Source organism: Thiovibrio sp. Mzg5, assembly GCF_055379285.1.
The window spans coordinates 1251825-1267783 of record NZ_AP022872.1; the positions used below are offsets into that span (position 1 = coordinate 1251825).

The window sequence follows — 15959 nt, forward strand, 5'->3', positions numbered from 1 at the left end:
CCCGGGAAAGGAGGACGCATCCGTACAGCATTTATGCACCAGTAGTGTTAGTATATAGATTCGTACAAAATTACTCCACGCAAAAAAATAAGGCCATGGGCAAATAATCTCCCTGAAAAATGACGCCATTCATCGATCTGCATACCCACTCAACCTGTTCGGACGGGCTGCTGACGCCAACGGCCTTGCTGACTCTTGCCGCCCGCCGAGGGCTTGCGGCCATCGCCCTCACCGACCATGACACCGTCGCGGGGCTTCCCGAAGCTATTGCCCACGGCACAGTCACCGGGGTTGAGGTTGTCACGGGCATAGAGATAAGTAGCGACCTCGACGGGGTTTCCCTCCATATTCTGGGCTACGGCTTCAACCACGAACACCCCGACTTTCTCGCCTTTCTAAAAAAACAACAACAGGCCCGACACAACCGCAACCAGGGGATGCTGGCGCGTCTCCAAGCACTGGGCATCTCCATAACCAGCGAAGAGCTGACCCGGATTGCCGGAGACCAGGTGGGCCGCCCCCACTTCGCCCGCCTGCTTGTCCGAAAAGGCCGGGCCAAAAATAGCCAGGACGCCTTCGCCCGTTTCCTCAAGCGCGGCTGTCCGGCCTTTGTCGAACATGTCAAACCCCAGGCAGACGAAGTAATCAGCCACATCACCGAAGCCAACGGTCTGGCGGTGCTCGCCCATCCGGCCTGCTCGGACCCGGGCCTTGAAAAAATCACCACCCTTGTTGCCCAGCTCAAAGATTCCGGATTGGCAGGGCTGGAAGCCTTCTACCCCACCCATTCCCAAAAGGTATGCCGCCTCCTGCAGGCGCTTGCCGCAAAACACGGCCTGCTCCTCAGCGGCGGCACGGATTACCATGGCGACACGCACTCGGTCACTCCCCTGGGCGGCAACACCAAAACCATCCGTGTCCCCATCAAACTCCTGCATGATATCAAGCAAAGGCTGGCAACCAGTGCTGGGGCCCACAAGTAAACGGCCCCAGCCCGCGCAAAACCTATTCTTCAAGACCCGACTCGCCTTTTTTGCCAAGAAACAGGATTGACTTCCTGCCCAGCCGACAGTACTACAAATAAGTTCCCGCAGGTATGGACCAAGGGGAACATTGGCTCGAAACAGAAGGTTTTTCGCTTATTACACCTTAGGAACCGCTAACAGGCAAAAACGGGTAATTGCATGACAGGCGACGAATATGGCCTCTCCATCCTCAAAAAATATGAAGTTCCTCACGGGCCTGAATCTGCGGCAGAACAAGCAGCGAGACGCATTGCCCCCAAGATACAACGCTGGGCGGGAGAGTGGCTGGCATCCCTGTCGTATTCCGGCTCCTACGCAAAGCAGACAGCCGTCCATGGCGTAACCGAGGTGGATCTTTTTATCTCTTTAAAACCCGAGATGCCGGGAACCTTGAAAAAAATCTATGACGAGCTGTTTACCCTGGCCGCATTGCATGGCTGGAATCCCCGCCGTCAGAATGTTTCCATCGGTATTTCCATAAACGGCCTGAATCTCGACTTGATTCCCGGCCGGACGCAAGCAGGCTATGAGAGTTATCATGACCTGTACTGGCTCAAGTCCGATTCCCTGCGGCAAACCAACGTGAACCTCCACGTGGAGACCGTCGTCAAATCACAGCGCCTTGGGGAAATCCAGGCGATCAAAATATGGCGGCACATCCACCAACTTGACTGGCCCTCCTTGTATCTTGAACTCTTCGTGATAAACGCCCTGACCGGAAGAGACACGGATTCTCTCGCCCTTAACCTTCTGCATGTCTTGGATTCGATAGGAGAAGCGCTGGAGACAACATGCATTGTTGACCCGGCCAACCCTGACAATGTGCTGTCCAACGATTTAACGGCAGAGGAAAAGAAAACCATCGCTGAGCAGGCAAAAAAGTCAGCAGCCCAACAGCACTGGGAAGATATTATCTGGTAGCGTCCCCGCCATTGCAAAAAGCTTTCCCTGCCGCCTCATCCCTCCCGCCGGGGCCTCTTTTTTCCCTTGATCCATTCTCCCAAATACCCCTATGATATCCATAGCGTTTGCCCATTTTTCCCGACAAACGGTTATCTTTTCAGAAATATTTTCCGCAAGGACACGCGCCACATGGCCAGAAAATACAAAGTCCTCATTGTCGATGACTCAACCAGCGTCCTGAAGGCTCTTGCCAGAGCCTTTGCCGAAACCCCTTACGAAGTCACGACCTGCAACGATCCCGTCAAATCCTACGAGATGATCGAGGACGAACATTTCGACATCGTGATCAGCGACATCATGATGCCCGAGTTGGACGGCCTTTCCCTGTTGCGCAAGATCAAGAACTACAACGGCACCATCCAGGTAATCATGATTACCGGCTACATCACGATCAACAATACCCTCAACGCCTTTCGCTATGGGGCAAACGACATCTTTTTCAAACCGTTCAAGGACATGCAGGACCTCATTGACGCCGTGGATGCAGCGGCCAGGAAACTGAACCGCATCAACGAGATTCTCAAAGTGCTGGCCAGCGAAAAAGGAAACTGACATGCAGTACGACGTTGATCTTGACGCACTCCAAGGCTTTATCGATGAATCCAACGATTCACTCCAGGGAATCGAGGCGGACTTCATCGCCCTGGAAGAGGACCCTGGCAACGCCGAGATCATCAACAGGATCTTCCGCCCGGTACACAGCCTCAAGGGCAACTCCGGTTTCTTTGGCCTCACCAACATCAACAAGTTCTCCCACCGCCTCGAAAATCTCCTTGATGCCTGCCGCAAAGGCGAAGTCCTGATCAACAAAAAGATCATCGACATCCTGCTCAAAGGGATCGAATACCTGCAAGCCATGCTCGACCGAGCCCAGAAAAACCCTACCGAAGTAGCCTTCCTGCCGGAAGAAAAAAGCTTCCTCACCCAGGTGGAGGCAATCCAACCCATTGCCGCAACCGGCTCCATCCAGAGTGTCATCACCCTGGAAAATCTCCTCCATGAATTCCTCGATCTTGGCCAGAATATCCACACCCACCCCCTGATCCCTGGGTTGCTGGATCAAATTGAAAAAGCTAACATCGACCTCCAGTCAATTATCGCGGCAAAGAAACAAAAAGGGCCGAGCAGCGCCTTTTCCCCAGACAACCAATACTTTCTGGGCGACAAGGATTTCAGCAGCCAGCTGGCCCAGTTCGGCCTGATTCTCCAACTTCTTGAAACCAAAAAGGCTGCGGACAAAGACCTCCTGCTCACCTTTGCCCAGGCCCTTGCCCAAGTGAGCGAAGCCCTGCAAGGCAACCCTGCCATTACTGGAGAGCTTGGCGAGCTTGTGGCCATGCGGAACTTCCTGGATGACGCTCTGATGGTGGCCAGCGATGAATACAACACCCTCTGTCGCAACCTGCTCAACTCGGTGATCGGCTGTTTTGAGGCCCGGGCAAAGGGCGGCAGCGCCCGCCTGGGAGAGATTCTGGTGGAGCAGCAGCTTGTCAGCGAAGCACAGATCTCCGCAGCCCTGGGCCAGCAAAAAAAGATCGGAGAGCTGCTCATCGAGCAGGGGGTTATCCAGGAAGGCGACCTGAAAAAAGCGCTGGCAATCCAAGACAAACGGACCTTGGATGCCCACATCAAGGAAACAAAAACCTCCGAGCAAACAAAAACCATCCGCATTGATCAGGCGCTGCTCGACAACTTCGCCAACTCCGTGGGCGGGCTGTACATCAGCCTCGATTCCCTCAATTTCCTCAAAAAACAGCTGGAAACAAAGCAGGCGGAGTTCGGACTCGTGGCCAGATTCGACGGCATCATCCATGCCCTTGACGAACAGCTCGAAAAACTGCACGCCAACATCATGAGCATCCGCAGGGTGCCGGTCAAATCGCTGTTCCAGCGCTTCCCCAAGGTGGTCCGCCAGCTGTCCGCCTCGCTCTCCAAGGAGGTCCACTTCACCATCACCGGTGAGGAGACCGTTATCGATAAAGACCTGCTGGAGAAGATCGAAAACCCACTGGTCCACATCCTACGCAACTCCCTGGACCACGGGCTCCAGGGGCCGGAAGAAAGAAAAAAAGCGGGCAAACCGGAACAGGGCAGCCTTACCTTGCAGGCGCGGGCCGATGAAAACAATGTCTACATTATCATTGAAGACGACGGCATGGGCATCGATCCGCGAAAAATGAAGGAAGTCGCCCTGAACAAGGGGTTCATGGCCGCTGAAGAGCTGGAGCGCTTGAGTGATCGGGAGCTGATCAACCTCGTTTTCAAGCCGGGATTCAGTTCCGCCGAGAAGGTCAGCGAGGTCTCCGGCCGCGGGGTGGGCATGGACGTGGTCATGTCCGGCCTCAAGGAATGCAACGGCTCCATCCAGCTTGATTCCATCGTGGGCAAAGGCACCACGGTTTCCCTTACCGTACCGCTCACCAAAACGCTGGTCACCAAAGAGGCCATGCTCGCGCAATCCGGCGAAGAGACCTATGCCATCCCCTCCGATGAGGTCACCACGGTCATCGAAACCGAAAACATCATCCCGCTTCTTGCGGAAAACCACTGCATCGCATATGATGGCGCAATTCTGCGGCTTGTGGAGCTCAACACCTTCTTTTACCCGAAAGCCTCCACGACCCTGGCTGACCTGCGCAGTAAAATTGTTGTGGTCTGCAAACTCCATGGGGTCGGCCTGCTGGTTGACCGCATCCTGTCCCACCAAAAGATCGTGGCCAAGGAATTTGGCGACGGGTACAAAAAACTTCAAAAAGTCAATGGGATCTACGGATACACCATCATGGGCAACGACGATATTATCCTCATTGCCGATATCAAGGAAATTGCCGAGCATGCCGCATAGCAGGCATGTTTTCACCCCCAGGACGTCTCCCCTGAAATTCCACTGCTGCAAGGCTACCTGCATATGAACACCGTACTGATTGTTGACGATGAGCCAAACTATCTTATAGTCCTCTCCGAACTGCTCCGCGAAGAAGGTCTCGGGATCTTTACCGCCGGAAACGGGGAAGAGGCCCTCAAAATCCTGGGCGAGACCGACATCGACCTGATCATCACCGATATGCGCATGCCCGGGCTTGATGGCCTGGGATTGCTCAAAGCGGCAAAAACCCTCAACCCGGATCTACCCGTGATCATGGTCACCGCCTTCGGCGAGGTGGAAATGGCCGTGGCTGCCATGAAAGCCGGGGCCTTCAACTATCTCACCAAACCCTTTAACAACGATGAACTGGTGCTGAACACCACCAAGGCCCTGGAGCACTACGCCGTACTCCGGGAGAACATGCGGCTTCGGGAGGAAATGCGTTCCCGCACCTCCTTTGCCAACATGGTCGGCAAAAACCAGAAGATGCAGGCCATCTTCAACCTCATCGAAAAGGTGGCCCCGACCTCAACCTCGGTCCTGATCACCGGCGAATCCGGCACCGGCAAGGAACTGGTGGCCAGGGCCATCCATTGCCACAGCCCACGGGAAAAAGCGCCGTTCATTTCCCTCAACTGCGCGGGGTTGCCGGAAAATCTCCTGGAAAGCGAACTCTTTGGCCATGAAAAAGGGGCCTTCACCGGGGCCATCGCCCTGCGCAAGGGAAGGTTCGAACTGGCCGACACCGGCAGCCTTTTCCTCGACGAGGTCGGCGAAATGCCCATGCCGCTCCAGGCCAAACTGCTGCGCGTTCTCCAGGAACGGAACTTTGAGCGGGTCGGCGGCAGTCAGACCCTGCGGGTTGATGTCCGCATCATCGCCGCAACCAACCGGGATCTCAAGGATGAGGTGGACAAAAATCATTTCCGGGAAGATCTCTATTACCGGCTCAACGTGCTCCACATCCATCTCCCCCCCCTGCGGGAGCGCACCGATGACATCCCCATGCTGGTCGCCCATTTCGTCAGCAAATACGCCGGGCAGTTGAACAAGCCCAAACTGGAGATTGCCACGGAAACCGTGCGTTTTCTCACGACTCTGCCCTGGGAAGGCAACATCCGGGAGCTGGAAAACACCATCGAACGGGCGGCCATTCTCTGCAGCAGAAACCTGATCCGCCCGGAAGATGTCCAGCCCGAAACCATGACCGGCAAGGAACCCCTGCAGTGGCTGAATGGCTTCGACCTGGAGCAGGCGATCCCGGCTAATACCCCCCTGCCCGATGTGCTTGACGGCATTGAAAAGAAAATGGTTTCTTCCGCCCTCAAGAAGGCAAACTATGTCCAGACCAAAGCGGCGGACGCTTTGGGGATCACCAAGAGCCTGCTCCAGTACAAGATGAAGAAACACGGTATCCTTAAACGCTAAAATCCTCCCGATTGCGCCGCAAACCACCTCAGGTTCCCCGACGATGAGCTTTTCCTGCAAAAACTACGACTACAATGACGATAAGTGCCTGATGCTCAAGCAAGACTGTATTCCCGGCCGACCGGGGTGCGTGCTTGAAGGGAGGGTGGCCTTGAGCGAAGCCCTCATTGACCGAATCAAGGAACTGGAACAAAAAAAATCCCCCGGCAAGACAGACAAAAAATAACCAGCCCATGAAAGACGAAACCAGGGTGGCGGTTGTCGGTTGTGGCCCGGCCGGACTCATGGCCGCCACCATCTTAAGCGATGCAGGCCTGCCGGTGGAGATGTTCGACACCAAGGGTTCGGCCGGCTGCAAATTCTTGGTTGCCGGTCGCGGCGGGCTGAATCTCACCCATTCGGAACAAGCCGAATCTTTTGCCGCCCGCTATGGGGACAACGCCGAAATCTTCAGGAAATTCCTGGCCGGTTTTTCGCCGGACGACCTGCGCGCTTGGTTGCGCGGACTCGGGGTGGAAACCTTTGTCGGCACCAGCGGCCGGGTTTTCCCCAAGGATGCCACTGCCCACGATATTCTGAAGATCTGGGTTGAGGCCCTGGGCAGACGCGGGGTTGTCTTCCACTACCGCCACCGCTGGCAGGGGTTTTCCCAAACGGGCGCCCCGCTCTTTCTTACCGAGGCCGGCGAACTCCTCGAATTCCCGGCCAAAGCCTTACTCCTTGCCCTGGGCGGGGCCAGCTGGCCCCAAACCGGCTCCGATGGAAGCTGGACCACGCCAATCGCCGCTCGAGGTGTCCACCTCGAGCCATTCCGCCCGGCAAATTGCGGGGTTGAAGTGGCGTGGTCCGAGCATTTCCGTACCCGCTTCAGCGGCAAACCCCTCAAGAATATCCTCCTCCGCTGCGGCGATCAGCAGGCCACCGGCGATGTAATGGTGACTGCCCATGGCCTGGGAGGAGGACCGGTCTATGCCGTGAGCGGTATGATCCGCGACCTGCTGGAAAAAGGCAGCCCTATCCCACTTTTTCTCGATCTCAAGCGCGATCTCCCGCTGGAACGGATTCGAGAAAAGCTTGCGCAGCCACGCGGCAAGGAAAGTCTCGCCAATTTCCTGCGCAAGACCATCCACCTCACCGGCCCTGCCTATTCGCTGCTCCGCGAAATTTGCTCTCCGGAAGAGCTGAGCAACCCGGCGGCCCTTGCCGAACAGATCAAGAATCTTCCCGTACCCATCCGCAACACCAGGCCTCTTGCCGAGGCAATTTCCTCCGCCGGGGGCGTTCCCTTTCCGGAGGTGAACGAGGACCTCATGCTCCGTAAACTGCCGGGGGTATTCGTGGCCGGAGAAATGCTGGACTGGGAAGCGCCAACCGGAGGCTACCTGCTGCAGGGCGCCTTCAGCACCGGCTACCGTGCCGCGCAAGGCCTCCTGAAATGGCTGGACCACACACCCTGCCCACAACCGTCGGGTTGTCCCCTCTAGAACAACTAACCTGCCCGGCTTTTGTCGCCGGTGGCTTTCTCCCCCTGGTTCTCTAAAAAAGACCCCTGTCGGATTATTTCTCCGCTTGCAATCACAATGAATTTATCGGACAATCCATCCTGTTATAATCAGCTGCCGTTGTGGTATAAGGAAACACCGGGGTGCGCATATTCTGCCGGCCATTAAACAATCTTTTTCACACGGAAATTCGCCATGAAAATCACCATCACCTACTGCTCACAATGAAATTATCTGCCACGAGCTTCCAGGCTGGAAGCTGAATTAAAAAAACAATTTGCCGCCGAGGTTGAGCTTATTCCCGGCTCAGGCGGCATCTATGAGATCGTGGCCGACGACCGCCTGATCTTTTCAAAACAGACTGCCGGCCGTTTCGCCGAGCCCGAGGAAATCATCAGCCTCATCCAGAGCCAGGGCTAACAGGAAACCCTTCTGACAACCATGACCGTGCCACCGAAAACGCCAGCTACCCTTACCCTCCTGGATGCACTTGATACCCAGGAAGGGAGCGGCCACCGCTGGCTGCTCACCGATAACACCACCTATACCCTGGGCCGGGTGGCCAACACCGATATCATGCTGCCCTACTCCTGGGTATCGCGGAAGCACGCCATGATCCAGAGGGAAGAGAATGGCCGCTTCAATCTCCTTGACCTGGGAAGCTCCAACGGCACCTTTCTCAATGGCCGAAAAATCCATACGCCCATCACCCTACAAAACGGGGACTGCATCGGCATCGGCAGCACCCGTCTCCTGTTCCATCAGGATACGACCCCAACCAGACCGGCGGCAGCAACCGGGCCGGACCTCGATGAAATGACCGTGGCCTTTGTCCAGAAACAGATCATCACCATCCTGATCTGCGATATCCACGACTTTACCAAACTGTCCGAAACCATGGGGGACCAGTGGGTTTCCCAGCTCCTCCAGCACTGGACCGGGGGAGTAAGCAAGCTGGTGCACAAACATAACGGGATTGTCGATAAATTCATCGGTGACGCGGTCATGGCTCTGTGGGCAGGGCCAAATCTTCAGGACAACATCCACCAAGCGCTAAAAACCGCCATTGCCATCAATGCCTTCACCAGCGATCTCAGCAAGAAGGTCCCGGACCTTCCCTGGATTTTGCAGATCGGGGCTGCCCTCAACACCGGCGAAGCCATGCTGGGAAACCTTACCCAGGACGGACAGAACAACTATACCGTGGTCGGGGACGTGGTCAACGTGGCGTTTCGTCTGGAAAACATGACCAGCCGCCAGGATGATCTTGATCTGGTGATGGGCTGCGACGCCGCCGTACACCTCTTTGAGCCCGAAACTTTTTTCAAAAAATACTCGTTCCGGGTGAAGGGAAAACAGGAGGCGGTTGAGGCCTATGGCTGCAGTTTCTCCCAGCTTTCCACCTATCTCGGGAAAAATGCCGGACTGTCCGGCGCCTTGTAAGCAACGCCGCGCCGCCATAAAATTCTGGAGAATCTAAAAAAAACATGATCCCCGAATCCAGGAAATTTATCCGGATAGTCACCGACTATCTTCTTGCTGAAGACCGGATAATCAATTTCAATATCTACACTAAGCCCCCCAACAGCAACAAACCGATCCTGCTGATCGCGGCCAATACCAATATCGCCGACATCAAGGAGACACTCACCAGAAAAAGCCACGGACCGCTCTTCATCACCCAGGACTCCAGTAAAAAATTTGAAAATTTCCTGGAAGACTCCCTGGATTCCATCATCAGAAATACCGCCATTCCCCTTGAACAAAAATCATCGGTTGTGCACGCCTGCGCCAAAAACATCATCCGGGACGTGTTTGATGACCCCCGGAGCGGCAAAAACATCTCCCGCGCCAAGGACGTCACCAGCAAGCTCATCGAGCTTACCCTGGCGGACACCCAATCCATCCGCCACTTGCTTCGCCTGGGCTCCCACGACTACTACACCTTTTCCCACTGCGTGAATGTTGCGGTTTTCGGCATTGGCCTTTGGCTGATGATCCGCAAAAATGATGCCCCGGACCTCCACGATTTTGCTCTGGGGTGCATCCTGCACGATGTGGGAAAAAGCCAGATCGTGGACAGCATTCTCAACAAACCGGGGAAACTCGACTTCGAGGAATTCGAAATCATCAAAAAACATCCCGGCCAGGGACACTGGCTCATGGACAAACACGCCTCCGAAATCACCCTGGATGTGATCATCCACCACCACGAGAAAATCAACGGCCAAGGCTACCCCCACGGGCTCAAAGGGGACCAAATTTCCGACAACGCCAAAATCGCCACGATCGCGGACGTGTACGATGCCCTGACCACCCATCGCCCATACGGCGGGGCACGACGCCCTCTCAGTGCCCTGACCCTGATGAAGGAAGAGATGGTCGGCCACTTCGAGCAAAAAAGGTTTGAGGATTTCATCCTATTTTTGGGAGGAAGATCGGCCTGAGACAGCCGCTTCCCTTCTCCCCCAGGTACCAAGGAGCAACGCAACATGTGGTCATCGAAAGACGTCTATTATATCTCGGACAGCACCGGAATACTCGCGACAAACCTGGGCCAGGCCCTGATCTGCCAGTTTCCCGAAATCAATTTTCATGAAGAAAAATTCCCCTTTGTCCTCAACAAGGAAGAAGCGAAAAAGATTCTGGACTATATCCTGAAAAAATCCGCCGGCCGTCGGCCGCTGATTTTCAGCACCATCATGACCACAGAGATCCGCGCTGTTTTCGATTCTCCCGAGGTCGAGCTTTTTGATGCCTTTGAATTTTTCATGACCCGACTGGAAGGCTGCCTGGAAGCAAAAGCCTTGGGCGTTCCCGGTTTTTCCCGGCATATCGACAACCTGACCATGGCCAAGCGGGTCGAGGCCATTCACTACTGCCTGGAACATGATGACGGGGTCAACATGCATGAGCTGGACGAGGCCGAGGTCATTCTGCTGGGGGTTTCCCGCTCCGGCAAGACCCCGGTCAGCGTGTACCTGGCAACGCAGATGGGGTTAAAATCGGCAAACTTCCCTCTCACCGCCGAATATCTCCGGGAATACACCCTGCCGGAGGAAATAATCAGAAACAGAAAACGAGCCATCGGCCTGACCACCACCCCTGAAGTGCTCCACAATGTCCGGGAAAAACGCTACGCGGACAGCAACTATGCCAAACGCTCCACCTGTAGCGAAGAGATTCAGACCGCCGAAACCATTTTTCACAACCACCAGATTCCCATTGTTTCCACGGCGGGAAAATCCATAGAGGAGGTTGCCACCCAGGTTTCCCAGGAGTTGGGCCTTTCAAGAAAACCGGCCTCGTTGAACGAACGCTCCTGATATTTTTTCAGCGGCAGCCCTGCCCTTGGGCATTTTTTCCTATGAGCCGTTTTTTTCATATGCCGCCCGACCAGGCATCATGGTATGGTGCACTCAACAATAGGGCTGTTCAATGTTGCGGCCCCAATGGCTCCCTATCCCAGCAACCATCCGAGGTTTTTTTCTTGGCGCCATTTTTTTTCACCGTATTTCTGCTGCTGTTGGGCGCTCTCCTGCCGGATAACGCCATGGCCTTTCAGCCCCATGCCTATTCCGGGTTGTACATCCATCAACTCGCCCACTTTTTCCTGATTGTCTCCCTTTTCTTTTTTGCCGTGAAAGCCCGCCAGACCCGGCTCGCTTCCCTCAAGGGCTGGCAACACATCATTGCCGGAACCTGGCTCCTCATGCTCTGGAGCGCCACCACCATGGTGGGACATTTCCTAGACCTGGACATCAGCGAAGACGCCCTGTTCCTGCCACCCGGAGCAGACATCCCCCTGCTCCGCCTCACCGGCTGGCAAGAGGGACTGTACTATGTCCTGAAGCTGGATCATCTCCTCGCCGTGCCGGCCATGTTTCTTTTTTATCGGGGCCTTAAGTTGCTCCGGGAGAAACAAGCAACGCCATCTTCCCCTGGGCAGGACCGCCCATGATCACTATCTCCATGCTCCCGGTCTGGCTCCTCGACTTCGGCGGAGCCATAGCCCTCATCATTCTTTCAGGGCTATGCCTCAACCATGCTTATGCCCTGGCCCGCGCCGACCGGGAAAGCCCCCTGGCCATCTTTCTCCTCTGGTTCTGCGGGGCGATCTTTGCCCTTGCCCTGTCGCGCTCCAGCGGACACATCCTCAAACACCTCCTCGCTTTTTACGGCAGGGAAGACATCTGGTTGTTATTGGCCCCGTTCAGCGGGTCAATCAACAGCATGGCCTTTATTGTCATTGCCTCGGTGACTCTTTTTTTCAACCGGATCGAAACCATCATGGAACGGATGGTGCGGGACCGCGAAAAGATCGAAAAAAACAGCCAGGATCTCTTCCGCCTAAACAAGGACATCGAGGCGGTCATCGCAGAACGGACCAGGGCGGCCATGGCCCTGCGCATCGCCCATGAAGTACGCAACCCGGTCACCATCATCGGCGGCATGGTTCGCCGACTCCTCAACGCCTATCCGGCAGAAGAAGAGGGGAGGTTAAAACTGGTCCATATTCTTGACCAGGCCCGCAGGCTTGAAAATCTGGTAAGCAAATTCGAATCGGTCCGACCGGAAGCAAAAAAAATCTTCGCGCCGCTGAATCTCAATCCCATTGTCGCGGAGGCGGTGGAATCAGTGAAGGAAGAGGCCCGCCTCAAAAAGGTCAGCCTCATACCCACCCTCAGCCAGACCCCGCTTTTTTTCCATGGCAACAGCTCGCTCATCAAGATCGCCCTTGCCCACATGCTCCGGAACGCGGTGAATGCCTGCGGCAAGAATAACCAGATCATCATCGCCACGGAAATGACTTCGGCCGGCTGCCAGGTAAAAATTACCGATGATGGGCCTGGAATCTCCAAGGAAATGCTCGAGGTTATCTTCGATCCCTATCTGCATATCAACCGGCTGAGCACCGGCCTGGGGTTGCCCTATGTCAAACAGATCATCAACGAGCACATGGGCACTGTCACCATCACCAGCGAGCAGGGCAAAGGCACCACCGTGCTCATCATCCTGCCGACCCACCTTGGCGAACTCACCGGTGTTGCCGGTGGCAACTACGCCATCTGAGGATTCTTTTCCTCTGTGCAATTCCAGCGCCAAAAAAAACCGCGGATGGCTTTTTTCAACATCTATTAGAAATACCCAACACAATGTGCTATGGTGTGCGATTGTTCTTTTCCTCAACAGACAATCTCAGCGGATAATGCACACCCATGCTTGCCATCAATCAGCTTTCCATCCAGTTCAGCTCCAAACACCTGTTCAAGAACGTCTCGGTCCGCGTCCATCCCGGCGAAAAAATCGGCCTGGTCGGCGTTAACGGCGCGGGCAAATCCACCCTGCTCAAGATCATGGCGGGGGTCAAGCATGTGGATGACGGTGTCCTGACCCGGTCCAAAAACATCAGCATCGGCTACCTGCCCCAGGAAATCGCCTCCTTTGCCCCGGGCCGCACCCTGTTTGATGAGGCGAAAACCGCTTTTGCCGAGGCCCTGGCCCTGCAAGAAGAGCTGGATCAGGTTAACCAGGCCCTTGGCACGGTACCGCCGGAAGACCCCGGCTTCGGTGATCTGCTCCACCGCCAGGGGGATTTGCAGCACCGGCTGGACCAATCCGACATCTTTACCATGGAGTCCCAGATTGAAAGGATTCTTCTGGGCCTTGGTTTTTCCCAAAGCGATTTTAGCAAGGACAGCATTTCATTTTCCGGCGGCTGGCTCATGCGGTTGATGCTGGCCAAGATTCTCCTTGCCAAACCGGATCTGCTGCTGCTAGACGAACCCACCAACCATCTGGACATCGAGTCGCTGACCTGGCTGGAAGAGTTTCTGCAAAATCACCGGGGCGCCATGGTGATGATCTCCCATGACCGCTCCTTTCTCGACAACCTCACCACCACCACCTGGGAGATCTCCCTGGGCGATCTCACGGTCTACAAGGGCAATTACTCAAAATACCTGGTGGACAAGGCAAACCGGATGATCATCAAGCGGGCGGCCTACGAGAATCAGCAGGCCATGATCGAGCAAACCATGAAATTCGTGGACCGGTTCCGCTCCAAAGCCACCAAGGCCACCCAGGTGCAGAGCCGCCTCAAGCAGCTGGACAAGATCGAGATGATCGAGCTGGACGAGACGGAAAACACCATCGCCTTCCGCTTCCCCCCCTCCCCGGCTTCCGGCAGAACCGTGCTGGAGGTCGAGAAGATGAGCAAACAGTTCGGCGGGCAGCCGGTTTTCCGCGATCTCTCCTTTACCCTGCAGCGCGGCGAGAAGCTGGCCGTACTCGGGGTCAACGGCGCGGGCAAATCCACCCTGGTCAAGATCCTGGCCGGCCTCATCACCCCGGACAGCGGCGCCATCCGCTTCGGCCACAACGTGACCATCTCCTACTTCGGCCAGCACCAGGCCCAGGAGCTTGACTCCCGCTACACGGTGCTGGAAACCCTGAGCCATGTGAACAACGAGCTGAGCGTCACCCAGACCCGTTCCCTGCTGGGCGCCTTCCTCTTTCGCGGCGATGACGTGGACAAGAAGGTGGGGGTGCTCTCCGGCGGCGAGAAAAGCCGGGTGGCCCTGGCCAAGATGATCGCCACCCCGGCCAACCTCCTCATTTTGGACGAGCCCACCAACCATCTGGACATCCAGTCCCAGGAAGTGCTCCAGGAGGCGATGCGCCAATACGACGGCTCCATCATCGTGGTTTCCCACAACCGCTATTTTGCCAACTCATTTGTCGGCAAGGTGCTGGAGATCAAGGGCGGCCACGGCACCATCTTTGACGGCAATATCGACTACTACCTGCACAAGACCCATGCCGACGCGGCCAGCTCCCCGCAAAAAAAGAGTCCCACGCCCAAAATTGAAGCCGGTAGCTCGCCCCCTGAAAAGCAGGGAAAAAAGGGCAAGGACTCCCGCAAGCTTCAGGCGGACCTGCGCCAGCAAAAAAACCGCGAAATCGCGCCGCTCAAAAAGATGGTCGACCGCTGCGAGCAGGAGATCGAACAGCTCGAAGGCAGAAAGACTCAGCTGGAACAGGCCATGGCCGACCCGGAGCTTTACAAGGATCAGGACCGCTTTGCCGAGCTCAACAACGAATACACTTCCCTGGGCCGGAAACTAAAAAGAACTTACGCAGACTGGGAACAAGCCCAGGCCGGGATGGAAGAAATCGAGACCCGCTTCGCCGGAGAGTGCGGAGATTAATTTTCCCTGCGGCAAAAAGGCGCATCGCACTTGACCGGCGTCGCATTTGCCGGTATCTTCAACGCTTGTTTTCCCGCGCCCCTCACCAGGCCAGACCAACGTAATAACGTATAGATACACATATTCCCCCTTTTTTATCCCTTTCACCCTTCCGGAGGCCCACAATGAAAAAAATCTACCCGATTACCCAAGTTGCCTGCACCCTCGCCTGCGCCGCCCTCCTGGCCTGCGCCCCGGCTGCCTTTGCCGCAGAACACGGCCACGAGGGGCCAACCGTGCCGGTTAAGAGCGCGGAGGCCACGGTCAAAGCGGCGGTCAGCGGCAACGACCAGTTCACCGGCCACAACGACAGCCACCACTTCGACACCTTCCAGACCGGCCAAACCCCGACCCTCACCGTGGTTACCTGCTCCGACTCCCGGGTACACACCCAGTTATTCGGCATGGACCCGGACAACAACATCTTCGTGGTCCGCAACATCGGCAACCAGGTTAAAAACGCCGAAGGCTCGGTTGATTACGGGGTGCGCCATCTGCCCACCAAGATCCTCCTGATCATGGGCCACTCCAGCTGCGGCGCGATCAAGGCCGCCATGGGCGATTACTCCGGCGAGACCAAGGGCATCAAGGCCGAGCTGGACAACCTCAAACCGGTGATCGCCGCGGACGACAACAGCGGCGACGCAAACGCCCGCTGGAACAAAAACGTGGAGCGCAACGTGGATTACCAGGTCAAGGCCGCCCTGGAGCTGTACAAGGAAAAGGTGGAGGCCAAGGAACTGACCGTGGTCGGCGCGGTCTATGATTTTAACGATCTCTACGGCAAGGGCCGCGGCAAACTGGTGATCACCAACATCAACGGCGAGACCACCCCCAACAAGATCATGCTCCACCCGGTGCTGAAAGACTTGAACCGGGGTGAGATCGTCAACCATGTCGGCAGCCTAGCCCCGGCACTCTAAGG

General features: G+C 56.0%; 15 protein-coding genes. All 15 read left to right on the top strand.

Annotation, left to right across the window (positions count from 1 at the left end):
- Positions 1 to 119 precede the first annotated feature (119 nt).
- The 15 genes from ACZ46D_RS05605 to ACZ46D_RS05675 all read left to right on the top strand — a co-directional run bounded on the left by ACZ46D_RS05605 (position 120) and on the right by ACZ46D_RS05675 (position 15957).
- The gene (locus ACZ46D_RS05605) at positions 120 to 983 is read left to right on the top strand and encodes a PHP domain-containing protein (protein ID WP_464929055.1); all 864 of its coding nucleotides are present in this window, start codon (positions 120 to 122) and stop codon (positions 981 to 983) included.
- 201 nt (positions 984 to 1184) lie between these two features.
- Positions 1185 to 1946, top strand: coding sequence for a nucleotidyltransferase family protein (locus ACZ46D_RS05610; RefSeq protein WP_464929056.1), 762 nt, complete (start codon positions 1185 to 1187; stop codon positions 1944 to 1946).
- Positions 1947 to 2117: 171 nt separating this feature from the next.
- Positions 2118 to 2540 carry a response regulator gene (locus ACZ46D_RS05615; RefSeq protein WP_464929057.1) on the top strand — a complete coding sequence of 141 codons (423 nt, stop codon included), beginning with the start codon at positions 2118 to 2120 and terminating at the stop codon, positions 2538 to 2540.
- Between the two features lies 1 nt (position 2541).
- The gene (locus ACZ46D_RS05620; RefSeq protein ID WP_464929058.1) at positions 2542 to 4833 is read left to right on the top strand and encodes a chemotaxis protein CheA; all 2292 of its coding nucleotides are present in this window, start codon (positions 2542 to 2544) and stop codon (positions 4831 to 4833) included.
- A gap of 63 nt (positions 4834 to 4896) precedes the next feature.
- Positions 4897 to 6282 (top strand): sigma-54-dependent transcriptional regulator, encoded by a 1386-nt coding sequence (locus ACZ46D_RS05625; RefSeq protein WP_464929059.1) that lies wholly within the window; start codon positions 4897 to 4899, stop codon positions 6280 to 6282.
- A gap of 43 nt (positions 6283 to 6325) precedes the next feature.
- Complete coding sequence (locus ACZ46D_RS05630; protein ID WP_464929060.1) at positions 6326 to 6508, top strand: hypothetical protein; 183 nt, start codon at positions 6326 to 6328, stop codon at positions 6506 to 6508.
- A gap of 7 nt (positions 6509 to 6515) precedes the next feature.
- Positions 6516 to 7766, top strand: a complete 1251-nt coding sequence (locus ACZ46D_RS05635) for a BaiN/RdsA family NAD(P)/FAD-dependent oxidoreductase (RefSeq protein WP_464929061.1) — start codon at positions 6516 to 6518, stop codon at positions 7764 to 7766.
- A 252-nt stretch (positions 7767 to 8018) separates the two neighbouring features.
- The gene (locus ACZ46D_RS05640) at positions 8019 to 8204 is read left to right on the top strand and encodes a SelT/SelW/SelH family protein (RefSeq protein ID WP_464929256.1); all 186 of its coding nucleotides are present in this window, start codon (positions 8019 to 8021) and stop codon (positions 8202 to 8204) included.
- A 21-nt stretch (positions 8205 to 8225) separates the two neighbouring features.
- On the top strand, positions 8226 to 9227 hold the full coding sequence (locus ACZ46D_RS05645) for an FHA domain-containing protein (RefSeq protein WP_464929062.1): 1002 nt from the start codon (positions 8226 to 8228) through the stop codon (positions 9225 to 9227).
- A 44-nt stretch (positions 9228 to 9271) separates the two neighbouring features.
- Positions 9272 to 10231 (top strand): HD-GYP domain-containing protein, encoded by a 960-nt coding sequence (locus ACZ46D_RS05650; protein WP_464929063.1) that lies wholly within the window; start codon positions 9272 to 9274, stop codon positions 10229 to 10231.
- A gap of 45 nt (positions 10232 to 10276) precedes the next feature.
- Positions 10277 to 11110: a pyruvate, water dikinase regulatory protein gene (locus tag ACZ46D_RS05655; RefSeq protein WP_464929064.1), complete on the top strand. Its 834-nt coding sequence runs from the start codon at positions 10277 to 10279 to the stop codon at positions 11108 to 11110.
- A gap of 164 nt (positions 11111 to 11274) precedes the next feature.
- A complete protein-coding gene (locus ACZ46D_RS05660; RefSeq protein WP_464929065.1) occupies positions 11275 to 11745 on the top strand; it encodes a hypothetical protein in 471 nt (156 codons plus the stop codon).
- Complete coding sequence (locus tag ACZ46D_RS05665; protein ID WP_464929066.1) at positions 11742 to 12857, top strand: sensor histidine kinase; 1116 nt, start codon at positions 11742 to 11744, stop codon at positions 12855 to 12857. Before ACZ46D_RS05660 ends, ACZ46D_RS05665 begins: the two co-directional genes overlap by 4 nt.
- Before the next feature lie 146 nt (positions 12858 to 13003).
- Positions 13004 to 14995: an ABC-F family ATP-binding cassette domain-containing protein gene (locus tag ACZ46D_RS05670; RefSeq protein ID WP_464929067.1), complete on the top strand. Its 1992-nt coding sequence runs from the start codon at positions 13004 to 13006 to the stop codon at positions 14993 to 14995.
- 164 nt (positions 14996 to 15159) lie between these two features.
- Positions 15160 to 15957 carry a carbonic anhydrase gene (locus tag ACZ46D_RS05675; RefSeq protein ID WP_464929068.1) on the top strand — a complete coding sequence of 266 codons (798 nt, stop codon included), beginning with the start codon at positions 15160 to 15162 and terminating at the stop codon, positions 15955 to 15957.
- Positions 15958 to 15959 lie beyond the last annotated feature (2 nt).